The following is an 18,236-nucleotide window of genomic DNA, read 5'->3' on the forward strand; positions in this document are numbered from 1 at the left end:
CTGCCCCAAAACAGGAGATAGACGATGCGTATTCTCTGGGTTCTTGCCTTGAGTATCCTGCTTATGATGCCGGCGACCGCGCAGGAGGCGATGGAACAGCCATGGCGCGCCAGCGTGACCGGTCAGATCGAGGCGCTGCGCAGCGCTGACGGTGAAACGGCGCTGTCCTTTGCCGGTGCTGCCTTCAGGGCAAGGTATCAAAGCGATCCGCAGCGCTTCGCCCAAGATGTCGCGCGGTCCGGCTATGGACCGATCGGGGCGTCGCGTACGCACAGCTTTGGGACCTTCCGCAAACTTTCTCCCGGCGTGGTGCTGCAAGAGGTCGAGCTTATCGATGCGGATGGCCGGGTCTGGGAAGCGGTCTATCAGCTTGCCGATGAGCGTGACGAGGGCTGGCGGGTACAGGGCGTAATGCTGCGCAGCACACCCGGACTTGGTATCTAGCGAAGTTTGAACGCGGGGCTTTTCGCGCCCCGGGGCTTGCACTAAACCCATTGCCGTCCAGCAAAGGAGGCGATGATGGGTTTTCTGTCCGAGGCATTGGGGCGTGTGGCGCCGTCGGCGACAGTGGCGATCAGCCAGAAAGCCCGCGTCATGGCCGCCGAGGGCAAGGATATTATCGCGCTCTCGGCCGGTGAGCCGGACTTCAACACGCCCGAACACGTGCGCGACGCGGCCAAGCGCGCCATGGACGCGGGCAAGACGCGCTATACCAATGTGGATGGGATTGCCGAGCTCAAGGAAGCGGTGGCCGCGAAGTTCCGGCGCGACAATGGGCTCGATGTCACGGCGGCGGATTGCTTTGTCGGCTCGGGTGGCAAACAGATCATCTTCAACGCGCTGATGGCGACGCTCAACCCGGGCGACGAAGTTGTGGTGCCGGTGCCCTATTGGGTGAGCTACCCCGAAATCGTGCGGCTATGCGGGGCCGAGCCGGTGTTTGCGGTGGCCGATGCATCGACCGGATTCAAGCTGGCGCCGGAAGCGCTGGAAGCGGCGATTTCGGAAAAGACCAAGTGGCTGATCCTCAATACGCCGTCCAACCCGACCGGGGCGGCCTATTCGGCTGAGGAACTCAAAGGGCTGGCCGAAGTGCTGATGCGGCATCCGCACGTCCACATCCTGACCGACGATATCTATGAAGTGCTGGTCTATGACGGCAAGAGCTTCGCCACCATCGCCCAGGTAGAACCGGAATTGCAGGCCAGGACCCTGACGATGAACGGGGTTTCCAAGTCGCACGCCATGACCGGCTGGCGCATCGGCTATTGCACGGGACCAAAACCTCTATTGGCGGCGATGACCAAGCTGCAGAGCCAATCGACCACCAATGCCAGCTCGATTTCACAATGGGCGGCGGTGGAAGCGCTGAACGGGCCTCAGGAATTTCTGGCAGAGTGGCGCGAAGTGTTCCAGGCGCGGCGCGACATGGTGGTGGCTGGGCTCAATGCCAATACCGGGCTCGACTGCCTGACGCCGGAGGGGGCGTTCTATGTGTTTCCGTCGTGCCAAAGGCTGCTGGGCAAGACCAGCGCGGGCGGGACGAAACTCGACACCGACGAGGATTTCGTCATGGCGCTGTTGGAGGAAACCGGGGTGGCGCTGGTGCACGGCACGGCCTTCGGCCTGCCGGGGCATTTCCGGCTGAGCTATGCGGCGAGCAATGCGGAGCTGGAAGAGGCGGTGAAGCGCATTCAGCAGTTTTGCGCGGGGATCAATTAGCGGCGCACCCTGAGCGCAGACAAAAATGGCCCCGCCCGAGGGGATGGGCGGGGCCGTTCGGTCTTTGGCCGGAGCCGCTGACCTTGGAGGGGGCGGGGTCACCACGATGCCCGCCGTTGGTCACAATATCGGATATGGACGCCTGCGGCACAAACGCACAATCGGAAGTGCTGCCATGCAGATTCGTGTGGAGGCGAGATGACGGCCAAGCCGGGCAGAGCAATTGTGCAAAAAAAAGAGGCTCCAACCGAAGTTGGAGCCTGATGATAGGGCCGAAGCCAAATCGCAAGTGATGGCCCGGATGCAAGGGAGGAGGATTTGCACCAGACCGATGGATCGTCGCCGCGGGAGGAGGATGCGGTTTCGATCCGGTGTCGCAAGAAGCGGGTCCGCGGGAGGAGGATACGGAGCGGCTTCAACAGCGACAGGACCAATATAGGTTTTGACCTTTTGGTCAGCAATGCATTTGGTGTCATAACTGCCATGCATTAGGCACAGCGACATTCTGTCCATTAAACAGGCAGCTCGACAGGCTGGTGACAGGTTCAAGCCGAAAACCATAAAAAAAGACCCCATCCGAAGATGGGGTCTGATGATAGGGCCGAAGCCAAATCGAAAGTGGGGCAGAGGAGCAAGGGAGGAGGAGTATGCCGCTCTGCCGTGGACCTTGGATCAAGGGAGGAGGAGATGATCCTTAGTCCGGTATCGCGATGCGGGGTCCGAAGGGAGGAGGAGATCGGAGCGCGCCTCAGCGATGGGTGCTATATGAACTCTACCGATCTGATAGACAATCCCAAAACTGGCATGTCAGCCATGCGTTTTTGCAAGGGATGGTTATGCAGTAAAACAAAAAGAAAGGCCCCGCTCGAGGGGAGAGCAGGGCCCTAAGGGGGACAGGTCAGGAACCTGTCAGGAGGGAACGCAGCGGGCGCAAGGGAGGGAGGAGAAACACCCGCTGTGATGAGTGGGCATATAGGGGTGCCGGCGCGGCGCGCCAATCCACCAATGGTTATGCCAGCCATGCAAATCTTGCATATGCCCGAAAAAAATATAATGAAATCAATGGGCGAGGGCCGAGGTGCGGCGGCCTGTCGCGGCAAGAGGGGGCGATTTTCGGCTGAAATTCAGGCGCGATGCCAGAAATTGGAGCAGGCGTTGAGCGTTATTTAGGCGCGGAATCGAGCTGCCGAGAACGGAAACGCGCTGTCTAGCGGCTGATCTTTCGGGATTCGAACCGGTCGATAAGCTGCTGAAGCTCACCCAGGTGCGCGATGCGGGCGTAGCGCGGCTCATTTTCGGGCTCTGGAGCGCGCTCATAGGACCAAGTCAGGTCATGTGGCACATAGGCAGCGAATGCGCCGGCAGCCAAAGCGGGCAATATATCAGACTTAAGCGAGTTGCCGGCCATGATGGTGTGTTCTGCTCCCTCGGTGTGGCGCTCGAAAATGCGGCGATAGACCGCTTCGGTCTTGTCGGAAACCACTTCGACAGCCGCGAAGTATTCGGCGAGACCGGATGCGGCGAGCTTGCGCTCCTGGTCGAGCAAATCGCCCTTGGTGACCAGGATCAGGCGATAATTGTGTTGCAGGTGCTCAAGGGCGGCATCGACATAGGGCAGGGTCTCAAGTGGGTAATCGAGAAGCTCGCGCCCGGCGGCGAGGATTTCGGCAATGACGGTGCCGGGGACGCGATGCTCGGTGATTTCAAGCGCCGTTTCGAGCATGGAGAGCGTGAAGCTCTTGGCGCCGAAGCCGTAGAATTGAAGATTGCGCGCGGTTGCCGAAATGAGGCGCTCGGTCAGATCAGGCGCGTCGGTATAGTCGCGCAGCAGATCGGCGAAGCGTTGCTCGGTGAGGCGGAAGAATTGCTCGTTCTGCCAGAGGGTGTCATCGGCATCGAGGGCGATGGTGGTGATGCGGGGCATGCTGGGTCTCAGACTTGTCGCTCGGACGAGCAGCAAGGCCCCCTCACCCCGCCCTGCGGGCCGACCTCTCCCCCAAGGGGAGGTGTCGCCATGCGACTTCTGGCAGGACCTCTTCACCTCTCCCTTCGGTGAGAGGTCGACGGCAACGCCGGCAGGTGAGGGGGCTTTTTCTGCTGGTTTGGCGCCTCTGCTAGAACGACCACTCCCGGGCCTTGGACACCAGGAAGTCGCGGAAGACACCGACGCGCTTGGAGTTCTTCAGCGCCGGGGGATAGACGAAATAGGCTTCGTAAGCCGGCAATTCGATCTCGGGGAGGATCTGGACCAGACCGTCTTCTTTCTCGGTCACGTAATCGGGCAGCATGGCGATGCCGATGCCGGCGCGGCAGGCTTGCATCATGCCGTAGATGGCGTTGACCCTGAGTGCGGCGCGGCGCGGACTGGAGTCGGCGCGACCCATGCGTTCAAGATAGTTGATATCGCCAAGATAGGACGGCACCGGCTCACCGAAACTGATGATGCGGTGGTCGTCCAGATCCTCGGGCGAATGCGGCATGCCGTTTTCGTCGATATAGGTATTGGCGGCATAGAAGTGGTTATGCACGGTGAACAGCTTGCGCTGGATCATTTCGGACTGGTTGGGCCGGTGCAGACGGATGGCCACGTCGGCCTCGCGCATGGCGAGGTCAAGCTCAGCGTCATTGAGACGGATCTCAAGCTGGATCAGGGGATAGAGCTTGAGAAACTCATCGAGCCGGGAGGAGAGCCAGGTCGAGCCGATACCCACGGTGGTGGTGACAATGAGTGGGCCGGTTGGGACGTCCTGGCTTTCGGACATCTGAGTTTCGACCTGCTGCAACTCCCAATGCATGCGATGGGCGGTGCGGAACAGCTGTTCGCCGACCTCAGTCAATACCAGGCCACGGGCGTGGCGGATGAAGAGCTTGAGGCCCAGATCGTCTTCGAGCGCGGAAATCTGACGGCTGACGGCCGACTGGCTCATGCCCAGCTTTTCTGCGGCATGAGTAAAACTGCCCGACTCGGCGGCGGTGTGGAAAATCCGTAGCTTGTCCCAGTCGAGCATGTTGGCGACGCTTTCTTTTGTGTGTTCTCAGCCAGGTCGGACCGCGACCCTCGCAATGGGCGAGGGAGGCGCAAAAATTGTGACAGCAGCGTGACTTTTCCGCGAGATATGCACGATTATTCCGCCGCCTCGGCCAGTTCGTGCGCGGCCAGAAAACGCTCGGCGTCGAGCGCGGCCATGCAGCCCATGCCGGCGGCGGTGACGGCCTGGCGATAGATATCGTCGGTGACATCGCCCGCGGCAAAGACACCTGGCACATTGGTCTCGGAGGTGCCGGGTTTCACCTGCAGATAGCCACCGGGCTTCATATCAAGCTTGCCGGCGAAAATAGCGGTTGCCGGGGCGTGGCCGATGGCGACAAAGACGCCGTCAATCGGTTGCTCATAAGTCTCGCCGGACTGGGTGTTGCGCAGGGTGACCGAGTTGACCGAGGGCGGCATGGACGTGCCGCCAACTTCGGCGACCTCTGTGTTCCAGCGCACTTCGATCTTGGGATTCTTGAACAGGCGATCCTGCAGGATGCGTTCGGCGCGGAACTCATCGCGGCGGTGCACCACGATGACCTTCTCGGCGAAATTGGTGAGGAACAGGGCCTCTTCAACGGCCGTATTGCCGCCGCCGACCACCAGAACCTGCTTGCCGCGATAGAAGAAACCATCGCAGGTGGCGCAGGCGGACACGCCAAAGCCCTGGAATTGCTGTTCGGAGGGCAAACCCAACCATTTGGCCTGGGCGCCAGTGGCGATGATCAGGCTGTCGGCGGTGTAGGTGTCGCCGCTGTCGCCATGCAGCACGAAGGGGCGCTTGTCCAGGTCGACGGAGGTGATGATGTCGTTGACCATACGGGTGCCGACATGTTCGGCCTGCGCCTTCATCTGGTCCATCAGCCACGGACCCTGGATGACGTCGGCAAAGCCGGGGTAGTTCTCGACATCGGTGGTAATGGTGAGCTGGCCGCCTGGTTGCAGGCCCTGAATCATCACGGGTTCGAGCATGGCGCGGGCGGCATAGATCGCAGCAGTATAGCCGGCCGGGCCGGAGCCAATGATGATGACTTTCGCGTGCATTCGCGACGCCTCTCCAATAGGTCAGGAAAACTCCCTCGTCCTTACTTAAGAGGCGAAGGCAGAAGGTTTCAAGGCAAACTCACTCCCGCGGGCGAGATGCCTGCGGGAGTGGACAGGAAAGACACAGGAATTTCGGCTGGTGCCTAAAGTTTAGGCGCTAGATATAGCGGATCTTGACGATTTCGTAGCTCTTGGAGCCGCCCGGGGCGGCAACCTCGAACGAATCGCCCTCTTCCTTGCCGATCATGGCACGGGAGAGGGGCGAGGAAATCGAGATGCGTCCGGCCGAGGCATCGGCCTCGGGATCGCCCACGACCTGATAGGTCTTTTCTTCCTCGGTGTCCTCGTCAATGAAGGTGACGGTCGCGCCGAACTTGACGGTGGAGCCGCTCAGCTTGGTGACATCGATGATGTCGGCCAGCGCCAGGAGCGTTTCGAGCTCCTTGATCCGGCCTTCATTGAGGCTCTGCTGCTCCTTGGCAGCAGAATATTCTGCGTTTTCAGACAGATCGCCGTGGGCGCGGGCTTCAGCAATGGCGTCGATGATACGACGGCGTTCATTGCTGGTGCGGTGCTCGAACTCAGCAGAAAGGGCTTTGTGGCCCTGAACCGTCATCGGAACCTTGTCCATAATCGTGCTGCCTCCAATCGGCTCGGCATAACAAATGCCGCCGCGTGGCCGGATTTCCGGTCCGCGACAGGCTATCAATTGATGTTGGCCCTGCCGGGGGCACTGCGGCCACCCGGCATGGTGTCTCCCTGCCAAACTCCGTTCGGCGAATGCTTCACGACAAGTTTAAGTGGGAGATCACACCAGCTTGCCCAACCGCCGCGTTCCGGTCAAGCCGGTGTGTTTCAAGCAGATAGTGCGTGTGCACAAGCTGGCAAGGGCTGTGACCAAACAACGCCGGTTTGGCGCATTGGGGGCAGCGCGCCGTGGCCAAGGCAGTGATGCCTTCGGGCGCGGACCAATCAATTTTGACGCAAGGAGATCGTTTATGCGGGACCGGACCAGATTTCTCTCGGGCGTGTTGCTGGCCAGCGTGGTCGCCGGGCTGCCGGTGATGGCGCAGGAAACCAGCCAGAGCAGCGCCGGGACGCTGACGGCCACGACGATTGCCGATGGGCTCGAACATCCCTGGGCGCTGTCCGTGCTGCCCGATGGGCGCTTTCTGGTGACCGAGCGTCCGGGGCGGTTGCGGGTGATTGCCGATGGGGTGGCCGGTGAACCCATTGCGGGCGTGCCCGAGGTGGTGGCGCGCGGGCAGGGCGGGCTGCTCGACGTGACGCTGGGCCCTGATTTTTCTGAGACCGGGCAGCTGTATCTCAGCTATGCCGAGCCGGGCGAGGGCGGCACAGGCACGGCGGTGATGTCGGCGCGGCTGGAACTGGAGGGCAATAGTGGCCGTCTGGTCGACCAGGCCGTGATTTTTCGGATGAACAATTTCGACGGCTCGACGCGGCATTTCGGTTCGCGCATCGTTGTCGGCAATGACGGCACTCTGTTCATTACGCTAGGGGAACGCGGCAGCCAGGACAGGGCGCAGAATCCGGGCGATCTGGCAGGCGGCGTTGTCCGCATCGCCCCGGACGGGTCGGTGCCTGAGGACAATCCGCAGCTTGAAGGCTGGGCGCCGGAATTCTGGAGCATCGGGCATCGCAATCCGCAGGGCGCGACGCTGCGCGAAAGCGATGGGGCGCTATTCGCGGTCGAACACGGTGCGCGAGGCGGGGACGAGCTCAATCTGGTCGAGGCCGGCAAGAATTATGGTTGGCCGCAAGTCGCCTATGGCACCAATTATGACGGCAGCCCGATCGGCGTGGGTGAGACGCAGCCGGGCATGGAACAACCGCTGCACTATTGGGATCCCTCGATTTCGCCGTCGGGCCTCGATTTCTATGAGGGCGCACTTTTTCCGGGTTGGGAGGGAGATCTGCTTTTGGGCGGGCTGAGCGGCACATTGCTGGTGCGGCTCGACATGGATGGCGATGCCGTAGTGGGGGAAGAGCGGCTATTCCAAGGCGTGCTGGGGCGCATTCGCGACGTGACCGCCGGGCCAGATGGCGCGATCTACCTGATCACCGATGCCGGCAATGGCCGGTTGATCCGTATAGCGCCAGAAGAAGTCTAGGCAAAAGTTCGGGGGCGCGCCCGGTTTCGGACGCGCCCCCAATTTCGTCTCTGATCCGTGGATCAGGAGGGCGTCAGATTGTCGGCGGCGGATTTGCCGGTCCGCTTATCCTTGACGATCTCGTAGCTCACCTTCTGGCCTTCATCTAGGCCATTCAGGCCCGAGCGCTGAACGGCGGAAATATGGACGAACACGTCCGCCCCGCCTTCGTCGGGCTGGATGAAGCCATAACCTTTTTGGCCGTTGAACCATTTAACGGTGCCAGTTGCCATGTTGCGCGTTCCCTCGTGCATTCGCTGCTGGTGCGGTCCCGGCCGTGCACCCGGCCAGAACCTAGTTGATATCGAAATATCGGAAGATGACGTCAGCAATTGCGAATGGAATTCGCGTCTTCAGATCAGTCGGCCGCAATATTCGATGGCGCGAAGCCTAGCCTGAAATTCGGGAGGCATCAATATGCCGTGTAGCCAAGCAAAAACGCCCGGCAGAACGGTAGGTTCTGTCAGGAAATCAATGCTTTGGTCTCAAAAATATCCGGCATCTGGATGATGACCGGACAGGCTGGCGCTCGTGGCGCCGCCACCAATTGGCAAAAGCGACTTTGGTCTATCGCCATTGGATAGAGCGCATTGTAGCCGAGTCAGCGTGATTGGAAAGTGAACATTTCGTCACGGGGGCGGGAACAGGCACGTCTCGATGTCAAATGGCTTGCCTTTCAGCGCGCTTTGCGGAAAATCCCGCGCGCCGCGCCAAATGGGGCCGGTTTTCTCGAAAGCAATTCGTCTTGACCAAGGCGTTCTTTTCTTCCGGCGATGTGATCGCCGACCGGCGCGCGGATTATGCCCGCATGCTGGACGAGCAGGGTGACTGCGCGGCGGCGGCTGAACTGATGGAGCAGGCGCTGGAAATGGTTCCGGACTGGGCAGCCGGCTGGGATCTGGCAGGCAGTTTTCACGAGAAGGCGGGCAATGTCTCAAATGCCATAGCGGCCTGGCGGCGGCTGGAGGCGCTGGACGATGCCGGCGTGTTCGGCGCGCGGCTCAAGCTGGCTGCGCATGACGCAGGCCCGGCGGGTGAGGGCACCGCGGTGGGCTATGTCGAGGCGCTGTTTGACCAATATGCGCCGCAGTTCGAAGAGTCGCTGGTGGGCAGACTGGGCTATCGCGTGCCGGACCTGCTCGATGCGCTGGTGGCCGAGGAAACGACGCGGCTGGGGCTTTCCGGCTTCGAGCGGGCGCTGGATCTGGGCTGTGGCACCGGGCTGATGGGCGAGAGGCTGCGGGGCAAGGTCAGGCATCTCGAAGGGGTCGACATTTCCGCAGCGATGATAGCCGAGACCGCGCGCAAGGGAATTTATGACAGCCTTGCGAAGGCGGAGCTGGTGGCGACGCTCAATGCGAGACGGGCCGATGTGGACCTGGTGACGGCCGCCGATGTGTTGATCTATTGCGGGGCCTTGCAGCCGGTGCTGTCGGCTCTGATGCCGGCCCTGCGCCCAGGCGGGCTGGTGGCCTTTTCGCTCGAGGCGCATGAGGGCGAAGAGCCGCTGTTTCTGCGGCCCAGCCTCCGCTATGCGCATGGCGTACAGGCGACCCGCGATGCGCTGGTCATCGCCGGGCTTGAGGTGTTGCGCTTCGAAACCGCGGTGCTGCGTTTCGATCGCGGGGCACCGATTACCGGTATTCTGGTGGTGGCGCGCAAGCCTGTGGTGGATATGACGGCGGCCAATGATGAAGCGGAAGGCGGCGACGTCGCGGCCTAGCTTTTTGTGCCCGGGCCTGGCAGAAGGGCACTCCCAATAGGAGCCTGCCATGAACGCCATTCGTCACGATTTCCGATCCGACACGGTCACCAAGCCCAGCGCCGGAATGCGCGCGGCCATGGCAGCCGCCGAGGTGGGCGATGATGTGTTCGGCGACGACCCGACAGTCAATCTGCTCGAACAGCGCATGGCCGGGATGCTGGGCAAGGATGCGGCGCTGTTCGTGCCCTCGGGGACGATGTCGAACCTGCTGGCGCTGATGAGTCATTGCGGCCGGGGCGATGAATTCATCGCTGGGCAGGACGCGCATTGCTACAAATATGAAGCGGGCGGGGCAGCCGTTCTGGGCTCGATCCAGCCACAGCCAATTGCGCATCAGGCCGATGGAACCATGGCGCTGGGCGACATCGAGGCTGCCATCAAGAGTGGCGACAACCATTTTGCCACGACACGGGTGATTGCGCTGGAGAACACGTTTGGCGGTCGGGTGCTGCCGGTCGACTATATGACGGCCGTGGCCGACGTTGCGGCGCGGCACGGGCTGGGCCTGCATCTGGATGGCGCACGGGCATTCAATGCGTGCGTCGCGCTGGATCTCGATATCAAGGATTTCGTGGCGCCGTTCGACACGGTTTCGATCTGCCTGTCGAAAGGATTGGGCGCGCCGGTCGGGTCGGTGCTGGTCGGGCGGCAGGATCTGATCGAGATGGCGCGACGCCATCGCAAGATGCTGGGCGGCGGGTTGCGGCAGTCGGGCATTCTGGCGGCAGCGGGGCTGCATGCCCTGGAACACAATGTGAGCCGGCTGGCCGAGGATCACCGGCGGGCCAAAGCGCTGGCCGAGGGGCTGGCGCGACATGCGGCGCTGCGGGTGACCATGCCAGACACCAATATCCTGTGGGTCGATATGGCGGCCGATCTGGGCGAGCGCTTCACCGCCTATCTGGGTGAGCATGGCGTGGGCGTTACCGGTCGCTACGGCCAGCAGCGCTGGGTAACGCATCTTGACGTGGACGAAGCGGACGTCACCCAGGCGCTGGCATTGGTGGACCGGTTTTTTGCAGGCTAAAGAGCCGCGTTTAGCGCGGTGTGGCGGCGCCGAACCAATAGGTCGCGCCCGGCAGCTCAAGCCGACGGAAGGCCATGGCCGACAAGGAATCGTCCATGAGCTGGGTTTCCTGCCAGACAGCGTCGATGGCCGCTTCCTGCCCCAGATTGCGATCGATGCCGATGAAGCGCCAGGGGTGGAAATGGTCAGCCGATTCCGGGCGCTCTCCGCCGGTCCATTGATAGGCGCCTGATTCCACATTGGCCGACCAGCCGATGACCGCCAGTTCGGCGGCGGCATGGGCGGGCGTGGCGATCAGCCCATCGCTTTCGGGATATTGGCGCGGCCAATGCGGGGCAGATGTGTCGGTTTCTTCCCAGTCGGCGATGGAGTCGAAGGGATGATCGAGGTCCATACAGGGCCGACCCGTACAGTCCTGATCGTAAGCGATATCGGGGTCGATGACGGTTCGGGCGGCATCGACCAAAACGGCAGTGTTGCCCATGAGCGGCATGAACACAAAGCGCCAGCCGAGATGCTCGCCCTTGCCGAATTCGGTTAGGTCGGCAGTGTTCTCAGCGCCATAGCCCTCGATCGCCATGTCGCGGATCGCCGGCCCCATATTGTAGTGGCGAAGCTCGATGAAGCTGAGCCTGCCGTGCTGTTCGTCGTGCAATTCGCCGTAGGCAAGGGCGGTCCGGGTCCGCTCGGACGGGATTGCGCCAGTGGCAATCAGCAGGGCCTTTTCTATGGGCCCGACCGCGCCATCGGGGCTGATGGTGGTGGTGTCGAGCCAATAGTCCTGCAAGGACTGTTCCAGTGCTTCGATATCGACCCGCTCATAGCCGGGCGGGGCAAGGAACTGATCGATCGCGGTATCAAGGTCGCTGGCAATGGCGATGCCGGTGCCGGCGAGCAGCAGGGCGGTGGTTGCAAGTGTGCGGATCATGGCGTCCCCCTCAGTTGTGATGCGGCTCGGTAGCAGGACCAGTCTGAACGGCAGATGAGCGGCCTGGAAAGGGGTACGGCGGTGCGCCGGGCGGATTTAGTGTCCGCCCTGCGCCGTAGCGTTAGTTGTTCTGCCAGAAGGCGGAGAGGTCTGCGATGTCCGCGGAGGTCAGCAAGGGCATTGCTGCGCTCAGGCGGTCGATCCGGCAGTCCCACCAAGCCAATTCGAGCAGCATGGCAATCTCGGCGTCGCCAAACCGTTTGCGGATCGGCCTGGCAGGATTGCCGCCGACAATGGTGTATGGCTCGACGTCCTTCACCGGGGCCGGCGTGCCGATGACAGCGCCGTGGCCGATGGTGACGCCGGCATGATAATGGCGGCGCCTGATCCGACGAAGCAGATAGCTGTCGAGTTCAATCGGCAGCCTGCGCCGCAAGGTCAGAGCAGCGGCTCTTTAAGGTCATCGTGCGAAAGACCTGCTCTGGATACATGAGCACGACATGGCTGTTCTTGGAGCCGATCCCCTCGTAGACGACGGTGATTTCGGCGGTGTCAAATGTGAGCATGACGCCCGTTTGGGTCGGAAAGATTTCGGCCGCTGGTTGGCTGGGACCGCTTAGCGGGAGCAGGATGTCTGCCGCCACGGAAGGGGGTACAGGCGCCATGACGCCCGCCATCTTGTCATCGCAGAACAGGAAAACGGCAGGTGGGTCGCTGTCTTGGGTGGACAGCAGTGTTATTCCCGAGGCCGTGAAGGCGGGATCCATCGTCTGAGAAGCGTCCGTCAGCTGACCGTAGGTGGCCTCCAAAATGGCGCGCGCGTCGGCGAGGGGCAAAGCCTCAAGCGCTGCACCATAGGGATTGAAAGGCTCGGGCTGGGCTACCGCAATGGCCGCAGAAGCGAAAAGGCAAGAGAGGGAAAGAACAAGGCGCATCCATATGCTCCATCCACATGCCTTGCTGTGCTAGCACAGTTCTTATCCTTGGCATATGTGCATGCGGTGAGCGTGAAAGCGGATCGGCCCCTCCCAGATAGGAAGGGGCCGGAATGGTTAGGCTGCGAAGTATTCCTGCAGCGCCTTGACCTGCAGGCTGCCCTGCTTGAGGGCGATGATCCCTTCGACGGCCGCGAGGGCGCCGTCGATGGTGGTGTAGTAGGGGATCCTGGACAGAAGCGCGGTGCGGCGGATGTCGCGGCTGTCGGAGATCGATTTCAGGCCATCGGTGGTGTTGATGACCAGTTGAACACCACCATTCTTCATTGAGTCGACGATGTGCGGACGGCCCTCAAGCACCTTGTTGATCTTGGTGGCCGGGACGTTGTTGTCGACCAGATAGCGCTGCGTGCCGCCGGTGGCGAGGATTTCGAAACCGGCTTCGACCAGATGCCGGGCCATGTCGACAATGTCGGGCTTGTCGCTGTCGCGCACCGAGATGAAGGCCTTGCCCGAGGTGGGGACCTTCTGGCCGGCGCCCATCTGCGACTTGGCAAAGGCCATGGCGAAATCGGTGTCGAGACCAATAACTTCGCCGGTCGACTTCATTTCCGGGCCAAGCACGGTGTCGACGCCGGGGAAGCGGTTGAACGGGAACACGGCTTCCTTGACGGCGATGTGCTTGAGTCGCTTTTCCACCAGATTGAAGCTGGCCAGGCTCTCGCCGGCCATGATGCGGCTGGCGATCTTGGCGATGGGCTCGCCGATAACCTTGGCCACGAAAGGCACGGTGCGCGAGGCGCGCGGATTGACCTCGATGAGGTAGATCGTGTCGTCCTTATAGGCAAACTGCACGTTCATCAGGCCGCCGACCTTGAGGGCGAAAGCAAGCTCGCGCGTCTGGCGCTTGAGTTCGTCGATGATGGCGGGCGGCAGGGTGCGCGGGGGCAGGGAGCAGGCTGAGTCACCGGAGTGAATGCCGGCTTCCTCGATATGCTCCATGATGCCGGCAACGAACACGTCCTTGCCATCGCAGAGGCAATCGACGTCGATTTCGGTGGCGCCGGAGAGATAGGCGTCGAACAGCAGCGGGTTATCGGAAAGGACCGAGTTGATCTGGCCGGTCTTGTCGTTGGGATAGCGCTGGAGAATATCGGGCGGGACGAGGCCGGTCAGCGTGTCCTGCACATAGCTCTCGAACTCCTTGGCCGAGTGGACGATGGCCATGGCGCGGCCGCCAAGCACGTAGGACGGGCGGATGACCAGCGGGTAGCCCAGACGCTCGGCAACGAGGCGGGCCTGTTCGAGCGAATAGGCAATGCCGTTCTTGGGCTGGGTCAGTTCGAGCTTGTTCAGAAGCTTCATGAACAGGTCGCGGTCTTCGGCCAGGTCGATGGCCTCGGGCTGGGTGCCCAGGATCGGCACGCCGGCCTTGGCGACAGCTTCGGCGAGGTTGAGCGGAGTCTGGCCGCCGAACTGCACGATGACACCATGCAGAGTGCCGTTCTGCTTTTCAGTGAGCAGGATTTCGATGACGTCTTCCTCGGTCAGCGGCTCGAAATAGAGGCGGTCGGAGGTGTCGTAGTCGGTCGAGACGGTTTCGGGATTGCAGTTGACCATGATGGTCTCATAGCCCGCCTCGGCAAGCGCGAAGGCAGCGTGGCAGCAGCAATAGTCGAACTCGATGCCCTGACCGATGCGGTTGGGACCGCCGCCGAGAATGACCACCTTCTTGCGGTCGGTTGGGCGGGATTCGTCCGCGACCTTGCCGGCAAACGGCGTTTCATAGGTCGAGTACATATAGGCGGTGGGCGAGGCAAATTCGGCTGCGGAGGTGTCGATGCGCTTATAGGCCGGGCGCACATCAAGGCTGTGGCGGAGCTTGCGGACGTCGGAGACCTTGAGATTGGCCAGCTGGGCCAGGCGCGCATCGGCAAAGCCCATGGATTTGAGCATGCGCAGACTGGCTGCGTCCTGGGGCAGGCCGAATTCCTTTACCTTGGCTTCCATGTCGACGATGCCGCGCATCTGCTCAAGGAACCAGGGGTCGATCTTGCAGGCGTCGAAAATGTCTTCGTTGGAGACGCCCAGGCGCATGGCTTCGGCCACGTGAAGCAGGCGTTGCGGCGTGCCGGTGCCCAGGGCTGCCTTGATGGCGTTCTTGTCTTCGCCTTCGCCAAGACCGGGGATGCCGACCTCGTTGAGACCGGTAAGGCCGGTTTCGAGCGACCGCAGGGCCTTTTGCAGGGATTCCTGGAAGGTGCGGCCAATGGCCATGGCCTCGCCGACCGACTTCATCGAGGTGGTCAGGCGATTGTCCGAGCCGGGGAATTTTTCGAAGGCAAAGCGCGGAATCTTGGTGACGACATAGTCGATGGTCGGCTCGAACGAGGCCGGGGTGGCGCCGCCGGTGATGTCGTTTTCCAGCTCATCGAGGGTGTAGCCGACGGCGAGACGGGCAGCGACCTTGGCAATGGGGAAGCCGGTGGCCTTTGAGGCCAGCGCCGAGGAGCGCGAGACGCGCGGGTTCATCTCGATGACGACCATGCGGCCGTCCTTGGGGTTGATGCCGAACTGGACGTTGGAGCCGCCGGTTTCCACACCGATCTCGCGCAGGACCGCCAAAGAGGCGTCGCGCATGATCTGGTATTCCTTGTCGGTCAGGGTCAGGGCCGGAGCGACGGTGATCGAGTCGCCGGTGTGGACGCCCATCGGGTCGATATTCTCGATGGAGCAGACGATGATGCAGTTGTCCTTCTTATCGCGGACAACCTCCATCTCGTATTCCTTCCAGCCGAGCACGCTTTCCTCGACCAGAACTTCATTGGTGGGCGAAGCGTCGATGCCGCTCTCGCAGATGGCGAGATATTCCTCGCGGTTGTAGGCAATGCCGCCACCGGTGCCGCCGAGCGTAAAGCTGGGGCGAATGATGGCGGGGAGACCAATGACTTCGAGCGCCTGCAGGGCTTCGATGGAATTGTGGGCCAGCATGGAGCGCGGGGTTTCGAGCCCGATCTTCTTCATGGCGTCGCGGAACAGCTCGCGATCCTCGGCCTTGTCGATGGCCTCGGCGGTGGCACCGATCATCTCGACGCCGAATTTTTCGAGCACACCCATCTTGCGCAGCGAGAGCGCGCAGTTGAGCGCGGTCTGGCCGCCCATGGTGGGGAGCAGCGCGTCCGGGCGCTCCTTCTCGATGATCTTGGCGACCACTTCGGGAGTGATCGGCTCCATGTAGGTGGCGTCGGCCAGGTCCGGATCGGTCATGATCGTGGCCGGGTTCGAGTTCACCAGAATGATCCGGTAGCCCTCTTCCTTGAGTGCCTTGCAGGCCTGGGTGCCCGAATAATCGAACTCACAAGCCTGCCCGATAATGATCGGGCCCGCACCGATGATGAGGATCGATTTGATGTCGGTACGCTTTGGCATTCGGGGCTCGCTCTTGCTGTCTCGTTCAAGTCATCATTCGGCGCACTGCCGGAGCAAAGTGGGGAGCACCTTACCGGCAGAACGTCAGATCGGGCGAGGGGGAGAATCGCCCGGACACACCCGTCCGCGCGAAGCCCGCGCTGCAGTTGAGCACTGCGCCGCAGGGGAAAAGACCGAACATGGTGGTTAAGCGGGCTGTCTAACCGAAGAGTCGGCGGAAGGGAAGGGGGGAGGAGTCAGTCCGGCACCTGAGCGATACGGTCCTCGCCAATCAGATCCTCATAGCCCACCTTTGGCATGGGAAAACCGTAACCGGTACCCGGCTCGCCCCAGCGCAGCTTTCCCTCCGCGTGATAGTGGCTGGCATAGAGGTGGACCGCGATGTTCTGCATGGCTAGGTAGGTCGCCTGAACGCTGTCAAAGCCGCGTGCGCGCGACGACTTGGTGCCCTCGGGCCAGCCAATCTCGAAGTGGCACTCCCAGAAGCCGTCGCCCTGAATAGGGGCGTGGAGGGTGACCGGTACGCCAATTTCGCCACGAGAGGTTGTCGCAACCAAGATTCTTGAAAGCATGTCGTCCTCAGAACCGAAGCGTTGGCACGTAGTCGTTCTTCATGCAGGCCGCCCACCGTGGCTGTGTCAATGACCAGCATGTTCGGCTACCTGCAGCTCGACAAATTTCCTCGTCAAGTCTCAGCTGTTCGTTGCACTCTGCTTCTCGTCTGAGGTCCCACTTGCCAGCGACCAAAATCTTTGTTGGCGCGGGGTCTCGGCTGACCAGATCGGTGGTCCATTGGCCGCCACTTGGGCTGCCTGCCGGCACTCGCGGCTGGTCTGGCCGATATTTACGAAGCAGCCCATGCATTTGAGCCGCTATTATATGCATTTTCAGATCTAGGAGATGACTGCGCGTGGTCAGCAAATCCTTTAGGGCAGGCACATCAGGCATTGTCATCACCGCGTTTATTTCAAACGATCCTGTCAGCGTTTGAGCTGGCGGGGATAACTTTGACGCAGCTTGTCGTTTACCTCACCTAATCCCGACAATCTCCACCTCAGCCTCACCCAGCACAGCCACATCCCCCACTTCCTTGCCCATCAAGGCGCGGGCCAGTGGCGAGGCAAAGGAGATTGTGCCGGATTTGGGGTCGGCTTCGTCTTCGCCGACGATGGTGTAGGTCTGGGTGCGGCCGTCGTCGCGCTCTATGGTGATGCGGGAGCCGAAGGCGACGGTGTCATTGGTTTGGGGCGGCGGCACGTGTTGGGCGGTGCGGATGCGTTCGTTGAGGTAGCGCAGGTCGCGGTAGGGATTGGCGGCCTGGCGACGGCGTTCGTTGATGTCGTCCACGGCGAGGGCGGCTTCGTAGGCGGCGCTGGCCTCGGCCCGTTGCCGTTCCAGCAAGGCCAGGCCGTTTGCTGTCACGAGGTTGGGGCCCTCGGGGATGGGCTTTTCCGGCAGCATGGTTTCTGCGGCCGTCTCGGCGCTATCCTCCTTGGTGAAGGCGACACTCACTGAAACACTCCTGATTCAGGCTGAGACGATGGACGCAGGCTTCCCGGCGCACCGATAGTTGCCGAATATGTAGGTGCTTTGGTGGCGAGATGAAATGGGCCGAGTTCGTGTCGCACCCCCACCCAGCTTTGCTACGGCTCCCGCAAAATCTTCTCCATCTTCTTTCCCTTCGCCAGTTCGTCGACGAGTTTGTCGAGGTAGCGGATTTCCTGCATCAGGGGGTCTTCGATGTTTTCGACGCGGATGCCGCAGACGACGCCGGTGATGAGGTTGCGGTTTGGGTTGAGCTTTGGGGCGTTGGCGAAGAAGTCTTCGAAGGTGGTCTGGTTGGCCAGTTCGGCTTCGAGCGAGGCCTGGTCGTGGCCGGTGAGCCAGCGGAAGATTTCATCCACCTCGGCCTTGGTGCGTCCCTTCCTTTCCGCCTTGGTGATATAGAGCGGATAGACGCTGGTGACGCTGGTGGAAAAGATGCGGTGTCCGGCCATGACTATGTCCAGATGAGGATTTCGAGTGGCGCGAGGCTAGCATGGCTGGTGACGCTATCGAAGCCGGACCTTGTTCACTCAATTCGCTTTACGTGATCGCCCCCCCCCCCCCCCCCCCCCCCCCCCCCCCCCCCCCCCGCCCCCCCCCCCCCCGCCCCCCCCCCGCCCCCCCCCCCCCCCCCCCCCC

General features: G+C 61.8%; 16 protein-coding genes and 1 pseudogene. 5 read left to right on the forward strand and 12 right to left on the reverse strand.

The window, feature by feature from the left end:
• The first annotated feature begins 24 nt into the window (after positions 1–24).
• Together GO014_RS16775 and GO014_RS16780 are read left to right on the forward strand one after the other, a co-directional pair.
• Positions 25–444 (forward strand): DUF4864 domain-containing protein, encoded by a 420-nt coding sequence (locus GO014_RS16775; RefSeq protein ID WP_157291488.1) that lies wholly within the window; start codon positions 25–27, stop codon positions 442–444.
• A gap of 75 nt (positions 445–519) precedes the next feature.
• Positions 520–1,722 (forward strand): pyridoxal phosphate-dependent aminotransferase, encoded by a 1,203-nt coding sequence (locus GO014_RS16780; RefSeq protein WP_157291489.1) that lies wholly within the window; start codon positions 520–522, stop codon positions 1,720–1,722.
• A 1,207-nt stretch (positions 1,723–2,929) separates the two neighbouring features.
• Here the strand turns inward: GO014_RS16780 and GO014_RS16785 are convergent.
• From GO014_RS16785 to greA (GO014_RS16800), 4 genes are all read right to left on the reverse strand, one after another.
• Positions 2,930–3,646 (reverse strand): HAD family hydrolase, encoded by a 717-nt coding sequence (locus GO014_RS16785; protein ID WP_157291490.1) that lies wholly within the window; start codon positions 3,644–3,646, stop codon positions 2,930–2,932.
• A 190-nt stretch (positions 3,647–3,836) separates the two neighbouring features.
• Positions 3,837–4,730, reverse strand: a complete 894-nt coding sequence (locus GO014_RS16790; protein ID WP_157291491.1) for a LysR family transcriptional regulator — start codon at positions 4,728–4,730, stop codon at positions 3,837–3,839.
• Positions 4,731–4,846: 116 nt separating this feature from the next.
• Positions 4,847–5,797 (reverse strand): thioredoxin-disulfide reductase, encoded by a 951-nt coding sequence (gene trxB / locus GO014_RS16795; RefSeq protein WP_116589047.1) that lies wholly within the window; start codon positions 5,795–5,797, stop codon positions 4,847–4,849.
• 157 nt (positions 5,798–5,954) lie between these two features.
• Positions 5,955–6,428, reverse strand: coding sequence for a transcription elongation factor GreA (gene greA / locus GO014_RS16800; protein ID WP_116589048.1), 474 nt, complete (start codon positions 6,426–6,428; stop codon positions 5,955–5,957).
• A 367-nt stretch (positions 6,429–6,795) separates the two neighbouring features.
• On the opposite strand from greA (GO014_RS16800), the gene GO014_RS16805 reads away from it, so the two are divergent.
• Complete coding sequence (locus GO014_RS16805) at positions 6,796–7,929, forward strand: PQQ-dependent sugar dehydrogenase (protein ID WP_157291492.1); 1,134 nt, start codon at positions 6,796–6,798, stop codon at positions 7,927–7,929.
• Between the two features lie 62 nt (positions 7,930–7,991).
• Here the strand turns inward: GO014_RS16805 and GO014_RS16810 are convergent, their stop codons facing one another.
• Entirely contained in the window at positions 7,992–8,201 is a 210-nt protein-coding gene (locus tag GO014_RS16810) for a cold-shock protein (RefSeq protein WP_104893687.1), read from the reverse strand.
• A gap of 512 nt (positions 8,202–8,713) precedes the next feature.
• On the opposite strand from GO014_RS16810, the gene GO014_RS16815 reads away from it, so the two are divergent.
• Complete coding sequence (locus tag GO014_RS16815; protein WP_246204698.1) at positions 8,714–9,691, forward strand: class I SAM-dependent methyltransferase; 978 nt, start codon at positions 8,714–8,716, stop codon at positions 9,689–9,691.
• A gap of 49 nt (positions 9,692–9,740) precedes the next feature.
• The gene (gene ltaE, locus GO014_RS16820) at positions 9,741–10,760 is read left to right on the forward strand and encodes a low-specificity L-threonine aldolase (RefSeq protein ID WP_157291494.1); all 1,020 of its coding nucleotides are present in this window, start codon (positions 9,741–9,743) and stop codon (positions 10,758–10,760) included.
• A gap of 10 nt (positions 10,761–10,770) precedes the next feature.
• Here the strand turns inward: ltaE and GO014_RS16825 are convergent, their stop codons facing one another.
• The 7 genes and pseudogenes from GO014_RS16825 to GO014_RS16855 form a co-directional block, all read right to left on the reverse strand.
• The gene (locus GO014_RS16825; protein WP_157291495.1) at positions 10,771–11,688 is read right to left on the reverse strand and encodes a hypothetical protein; all 918 of its coding nucleotides are present in this window, start codon (positions 11,686–11,688) and stop codon (positions 10,771–10,773) included.
• A gap of 121 nt (positions 11,689–11,809) precedes the next feature.
• Positions 11,810–12,052, reverse strand: a pseudogene (locus GO014_RS16830) (LbetaH domain-containing protein); the annotation flags it as partial.
• Between the two features lie 49 nt (positions 12,053–12,101).
• Positions 12,102–12,623: a hypothetical protein gene (locus GO014_RS16835; protein ID WP_157291496.1), complete on the reverse strand. Its 522-nt coding sequence runs from the start codon at positions 12,621–12,623 to the stop codon at positions 12,102–12,104.
• A gap of 117 nt (positions 12,624–12,740) precedes the next feature.
• Positions 12,741–16,052, reverse strand: a complete 3,312-nt coding sequence (carB, locus tag GO014_RS16840) for a carbamoyl-phosphate synthase large subunit (RefSeq protein ID WP_157291497.1) — start codon at positions 16,050–16,052, stop codon at positions 12,741–12,743.
• A 236-nt stretch (positions 16,053–16,288) separates the two neighbouring features.
• Complete coding sequence (locus tag GO014_RS16845) at positions 16,289–16,624, reverse strand: DUF6968 family protein (RefSeq protein WP_157291498.1); 336 nt, start codon at positions 16,622–16,624, stop codon at positions 16,289–16,291.
• Positions 16,625–17,081: 457 nt separating this feature from the next.
• The gene (gene greA, locus GO014_RS16850) at positions 17,082–17,564 is read right to left on the reverse strand and encodes a transcription elongation factor GreA (protein WP_343030996.1); all 483 of its coding nucleotides are present in this window, start codon (positions 17,562–17,564) and stop codon (positions 17,082–17,084) included.
• Positions 17,565–17,695: 131 nt separating this feature from the next.
• A complete protein-coding gene (locus tag GO014_RS16855) occupies positions 17,696–18,049 on the reverse strand; it encodes a DUF2200 domain-containing protein (RefSeq protein ID WP_157291499.1) in 354 nt (117 codons plus the stop codon).
• Positions 18,050–18,236 lie beyond the last annotated feature (187 nt).

The sequence above is a fragment of the Devosia marina genome, assembly GCF_009758415.1.
Taxonomy (GTDB): Bacteria; Pseudomonadota; Alphaproteobacteria; order Rhizobiales; family Devosiaceae; genus Devosia; species Devosia marina.